This window comes from Listeria sp. SHR_NRA_18, assembly GCF_003856515.1.
Taxonomy (GTDB): domain Bacteria; phylum Bacillota; class Bacilli; order Lactobacillales; family Listeriaceae; genus Listeria_A; species Listeria_A newyorkensis.
Genome location: NZ_QPKR01000020.1, coordinates 1 through 5,579 on the forward strand (window position 1 = coordinate 1; position 5,579 = coordinate 5,579).

At 40.8% G+C, this 5,579-nt stretch carries 3 protein-coding genes; all 3 read right to left on the minus strand.

Features of this window, described 5'->3' with window-relative positions; genetic code table 11:
* A partial coding sequence (locus tag DUK53_RS16620; protein WP_236637321.1) for a pectate lyase-like adhesive domain-containing protein occupies positions 1–1,689 on the minus strand: 1,689 nt, incomplete at its 3' end.
* Between the two features lie 98 nt (positions 1,690–1,787).
* Positions 1,788–4,514 carry a toxin Cry1Ac domain D-VI-related protein gene (locus DUK53_RS16625; RefSeq protein WP_103035122.1) on the minus strand — a complete coding sequence of 909 codons (2,727 nt, stop codon included), beginning with the start codon at positions 4,512–4,514 and terminating at the stop codon, positions 1,788–1,790.
* A gap of 113 nt (positions 4,515–4,627) precedes the next feature.
* Positions 4,628–5,579 (minus strand): hypothetical protein (locus tag DUK53_RS17615; RefSeq protein WP_161564260.1); only part of this gene is annotated, 952 nt, incomplete at its 5' end.

Below are 5,579 nucleotides of genomic sequence, written 5' to 3' on the forward strand. Positions count from 1 at the left end.
TTCGTTTTGTCCATCTAGTAAGCTTTGTGCTTTGTCGATATCTTTTTGTAAGTCTGCTTTTACTGTTGGATCTTGTACTTTATTCACTAAAGCTTGTGCCGCATCGATTGCCGCTTGGTCTGTTGTCGATTTAATGCCGGTTTTTGTTGCATCTGTGAATAGGGCATCCACAGCAGTTCTAGCCGCGTCCTGATCAGCAGTACCTTTTTGTACTACTGCTGTTGCACTTGAAGCCTGAGAATTCCATGTTGCCGTTGCTGTAACGTTTGCACCAACTACTTGTTTCGGAATAGTAATACTGTATTTACCGTCATCCCCAGCTTTTCCTTGGCCAATAATTGTTGATCCCACTTTGATTACAACATCTGCTTTTGGTTCTGCTGTCCCTGTTGCCAAAGTAGAATCTGTATCCAATTTATTAATTGTTGTTTGATCGATTGCTTTTGATGAAAAGCTTCCACCAACAATTTTACCTGTTGCTCCAGTATTATATCTACTATTAAATAGCGCGTTATTGGATGTCAGCTTCGTTTGTGACACGCTCTTCAAATAACCTGATAATGTAAATTGAGCATTTATAACTCCTGGATAAGTCGCAGTTGGCATTGAGTTTGTAACAGTTCCACGATCCCATGTACTAACACCCTGAGCAGATTGTAAAATGACATTAACTGCACTAGCATACGACCCCATTGCTGAACCTGCTGGGTTAAAGTTCGTTATAGAGAAGTTAGAGCCTTCTGCTAGCTTAAACGTATCACCAGTAATTACTGCACCTTGACTCCCGTTACTCTCTACTTCAAAAGTTGCGCCTGCTTCTACAAAAATATTACCTGTAGTTGCTTCTACCGCTTCTTCCACTGGATCACCTGCAACAGCTTTTAAAACGCTACCAGGTTGAAAATACATGCTACTTCCAACTGCTAGATGGATAGCTTGGAAGTTATCCGATTTTAAATCCATATTCCCATAGTTTATAAGCGTAAAATTGGTACCGCCATAAATCGATGCAGCTTTTGATCGAGTGATTAAGTTGGCATTATTACCTACAATTAATTTTCCTGCTGCAGCTTCCGAATTGATCGGCGAATTCCTTCTTGCAGTTGAGGTCGTAGCAAAATATGCCGTTGCATTATCCAAGATCGTCAAGTCTTTCCCTTCATAAACTTCCTCTGTTGTCGAAATACTAGTAACAGTTCCATCAATAATTAGATGTCCATATGGTAAATAAATCATTTGTCCACCGCTGTGATCTACATTCTTATAAGTAACCTCTAGATTGGCAACACTACCCCAAAAAAATCCATAAATATCCGTATTTGTGATTCTTAAGTCTTCTATTAACCCCACAGTGTTTGCTGTGGCTAATTTAATTTGTTTACCATTGGCATTTAACGTATGGTCATTTCCGTGAATATTTTTCGTTGTATTCGTTACAGATGTTGTTTCTCCGATAGTGATATCAGCATTGATATAGATATCTGTGATAGCCGCGCTTGTAAGAGCCGCTTTCAGTTCAGGCCAAGTACCAACTGTCACACTGTAAGTTGGAAGGGCTTGTGCACCGATTGTTCCTGCTGGATTTTCTGCTGCCAATACGTTAAATGGAACTGCAGTCATTAGCTGGCTCCCGATGAGTGTTGTTACTAACGCTATGCTACTTCCCTTTTTCAATAACCCTTTCTTCATTTATACACGCTCCTATGATTTAATTTTCATCTAGTTAAAGTAGATGAATTCTGTTCAAATTTAACGTAGCGGTACATTACATACCGCTACGTGAGAACCTATTTTGTAAATGCTGTTGATAAATCACTTGTCATGCGTTTGTCACTGTTTTTCGCTTGGACTTGAACGCTTGTTGCGCTTGGTGCTACATATGCTTTGAATGTGAAGCTACCATCTGAATTCACTGTCATTGTGCTTACGTTTTGTGTTCTCACAGCTACGCCATTCTCGTAAATTGTAATTAATTCCGTTCCTTTTGGTGCTGTTCCAACGATGTAGTTACCTTCCATTTTTTGAAGCGTTGGTGCTACTAATTTCACCACAGCAGATCCGGTTACTGTTGTGCTTGCTACGCGTAATGTGTTATAACCTGTCGTATCTCTGATTTCAATTTTAATAACTGTTCCTGCGGCTTGTTTCCCAATGCTTGATTGGAATGTCCCATCCGCTGCGATTGCTCCTGTCTTAACGGCTACACCATTGATGCTGATACGGAAACTTGTTGCTGATCCTGCTGTTACGGAACCTCTGATTACATCATCGTCTACAGTAACAGGACCAAGAACTGGTTTTTCATCATTAGTAATTGTTACTGTTTTACGAGCTTTTTCTGTCTTATCTTCATAGCCTACGACTTCTACTTTTGAACCTGCTTTGATGAATTTGTTAGTCGCGATGCTATATGTGCCATCTGCGTCGATTTGACCGACTTTTACAATAGTGCCATCAACGGATAGGCGCACGCTCGTGATACTTTTTCCAACTGTTCCTGTGATAGCTGTAGCAGTAAGGCCAGCATCGTTAGCTGTTAAGCTGTAATTCGATGGTGCACTTGTTGCGTCTAGTAGCTGTTGCGCTTTGTCTAGATCTTTTTGTAAGTTCGATTTAATTGTTGCATCTGTTACTGCATCGATAGCTTTTTGAGCGTCATCAATGGCTTTTTGATTAGTTGCTGGTTTGATTGCTCCTGATGTTGGAGTGTTGCTGTTGAATAGTTCATCCACTGCTTTTTTCGCTGCGTCTTGTTTCGCTTTTTCTGTTGCTGCTGCGTTTTTTGCATCTAGTAAGTCTTGTGCTTTATTTAGATCCGCTTGACGTTCTGCTTTCACTGCTGGATCTGTGATCGCATCGACTAGTTTTTGAGCGTCATCAATGGCTTTTTGATTAGTTGCTGGTTTGATTGCTCCTGATGTCGGGGTGTTGCTATTGAATAGTTCATCCACTGCTTTTTTCGCTGCGTCTTGTTTCGCTTTTTCTGCTTGACTCGCATTTGCATTGCGTTGATCTAGCAATTCTTGTGCGCGATCTAAATTTTTCTGTGGTTCTACTTTTAGCGCTGGATCTTTGATTTTATTGATTTCTGCTTGTGCGCTGTCAATTGCTGCTTGATTTGTAGAAGCTTTAATCGCGTCACTCGCTGGTGTATTATTTAAGAATAGTTGGTTGACTGCGTAGTTAGCTACTGCTTGTTGTGCTTGATCTGCTTGACTTGCAGCTGCATTGCGTTGATTTAACAATTCTTGCGCGCGATTTAAATTTTTCTGTAGATCTACTTTTAGCGCTGGATCTTTGATTTTATTAATTTCTGCTTGTGCACTGTCAATTGCTGCTTGATTTGTAGAAGCTTTAATCGCGTCACTCGCTGGTGTATTATTTAAGAATAGTTGGTTGACTGCGTAGTTAGCTACTGCTTGTTGTGCTTGATCTGCTGCTGCTTGGGTTGTGCGATTGTTCAATAATTCCTGTGCACGGTCTACTTGTTTTTGTAATGCTGCTTTTGTTACCGCGTCAGTAACTTTGTTGACTGCATCTTGTGCTTTATTAATTGCTGACTGATTTGTTATTGATTTGATAGCATCCGTCGCAGGATTGTCATTCAGATATAGCGCTTTGACTGACTGATCTGCCGCTGCGTTATCGGCTTGTTGTTGTGTACGTGTGTTTAGCAAATCTTGTGCTTTTTGAATATCCGCTAGCATCGCTGCTTTTTGTGTTGCATCTGTTACTTGGTTTGCTAGTGCTTTAGCCGCATCAATCGTGCTTTGTGTCGTTGTTGGCTTGATGGCACCTGATGTTGGTGTGTTGTTAGTAAATAGCGCATTAACGGCGTCGCGGGCTGCTGTATTTTTAGATGCTGTGTTATTTGTGAACTCTGTTTGTGCTTTCGTGATTAGATTAACTAACTTGTCTTTTTCAGGAGATGCTGGTGCGTTTGCCGCGGCCGCTCTTGCAGCATCGATTTCTGCTTGTGTCACGCCTGATCCAATGGTTGATAAGCTACCATCTTGGAATAGGTTGTACACTTTTTGACCGAATGCTGTATCATATTGATATCCCATATATTGAGCCGTGTAAAATGTGTGGTAACTGTTAGGGTAAGGCTTACCGTTTGAATACAAACCTTCCGTTGAAAAGAAGGAATATGGACTTGTTAAATTTTGATCTCCTACATAAATATAGACAAATTCATTTTGAGCTCCAGCAGCATACTGTGAATAAAACTCTCTTGATGTGCCATTTGGGAGTACAACTCTTACACCATAGCCTTTAACGAATTTAATCAGGTTGAGTGTAATATAATCTCCATCGAATCGAACCATTTGTAGATAAGGTCCCGGTGATACTTCTAAAACTTTATTTTGTGTTGTTGGTGCTACATAAGTTGGTGCAGTTGCTGATACCGCTGCTTGTACTGGTGTCTCCGCTAATACGTTAAATGGTGTTACAATGCTAGTCCCCAAGATCGAAGTGATTGCTAAAATACTTACTAATTTTTTTGATTTCATGTAAAGTTATTACTCCTTTTCTGCCTTTATATTGATGGTTGTTCTTAATTACAACGCTTTATTTCTATCTATAGCCTGCCCCCATTTAAAAATCGGAGCAGACCTTTTAAAATTTATTTTGTAAATGCTACTGATAAATCACTGTTCATACGTTTATCACTATTTTTTGCTTGGACTTGAACGCTTGTTGCACTTGCTGCTACATATGCTTTGAATGTGAAGCTACCGTCTGCGTTTGCTGTCATCGTGCTTACGTTTTGCGTTCTCACAGCTACACCATTTTCGTAAACTGTAATTGACTCTGTACCTTTTGGTGCTGTTCCAACAATGTAGCTACCGTCCATTTTTTCTAGGACTGGTGCTGTTAGTTTCACTACGGCTGAACCTGTTACCGTGACGCTTGCTGTGCGAAGTGTGTTGTAACCTCCCGCGTCTTTGATTTCAATTGTAACGATTGTCCCTACCGCTTGTTTACCGATACTTGACTGGAATGTACCATCTGTTGCAATCGTACCAGTTTTCGTTAACACGCCGTTGATGCTTACGCGGAAACTTGTTGCTGAACCTGCTGTTACGGAACCTTTCACTGCGTCGTCATCGATCGTTAGGGCTTCTAATGTTGGCTTTTCATCATTGACGATGTTCACTGTTTTACGAGCCATTTCTGTTTTATCCGTATAACCTACTACTTCTACTTTTGAGCCTTGTTGAATAAGGTTGTTGGTAGCGATGCTGTACGTACCGTCTGCGTCAATTTGGCCTACTTTAACAATCGTACCATCGATGGATAGACGAACTGTGGTGAAGCCATTTCCTGCTGTTCCAGTAATTGATTTAGAGCTTAGACCAGCGTTTTCTACTGTTAAAGTGTATGCCGCTGGAGATGCAGATGTAGCTAGTACTATTCCTGTTGTTACCGGGCCTTTTTTGCCATTGGCATCGACACCGCGTACTTCAAATGTGTCGCCAACTTTTAAACCAAAACCTTGGGCATACAGCTTGAAGTCTCCGTTTGTTGGTGTAGATACTTTTTTGCGAACGCCGTTGATGTAAAGTTCCACCGTT